The 632-nt window shown below is 42.9% G+C and carries 1 protein-coding gene; it reads right to left on the bottom strand.

Features of this window, described 5'->3' with window-relative positions:
* On the bottom strand, positions 1-530 hold a 530-nt coding region (locus A3729_RS08550), incomplete at its 3' end, for a beta-ketoacyl synthase N-terminal-like domain-containing protein (RefSeq protein ID WP_304439707.1).
* Positions 531-632: the final 102 nt, after the last annotated feature.

A 632-nucleotide genomic window follows, 5' to 3' on the forward strand; every position in this document is an offset into this window, starting at 1 on the left:
CTTGCTGCGTAACCAATGTTATGAGTGCCCGTAGTACAAGCTGTGACTACCGCTATATTTGGGCCTTTAAAGCCATATTTAATCGCGATATTCCCGGCAATCATATTGATAATAGAGCTGGGTACAAAAAAGGGAGAAACTTTACGAGGCCCTGATTTCACGTAGGTATCACGTACAGTCTCAATGGTTTCAATTCCTCCGATTCCAGAACCAAAGGCAACACCAATCCGCTTTTTCTGATCTGAATCCAAGTCTTCTAAAGATGCATCTTTTACTGCCTGCATACCTGCAATCAGGCCGTACTGCATGAAGATATCCATGCGACGCGCTTCTTTACGGTCAATATAATCATTCACTTCCAGGTCCGAAATCTGCCCGCCAATTTTGACGTTAAAGTTCTCAGTATCAAAGCGAGAAATATTTGATATGCCGCTCTTCCCTTCAAGCGCTGCATTCCACGACTCAGACACGCTATTACCAAGCGGAGAAAGCATCCCCATCCCTGTGACTACCACTCGTCTTTTTGACATACCTTGCCTCTAACTTTTAAATATCGACCTAAACAAACAAAAAAAAACCGCCCAGAGATTTCACAAAGGACGGTTCTTTTTATGAACTTCTATTACTGGTTA

Source organism: Oleiphilus sp. HI0043, assembly GCF_001634935.1.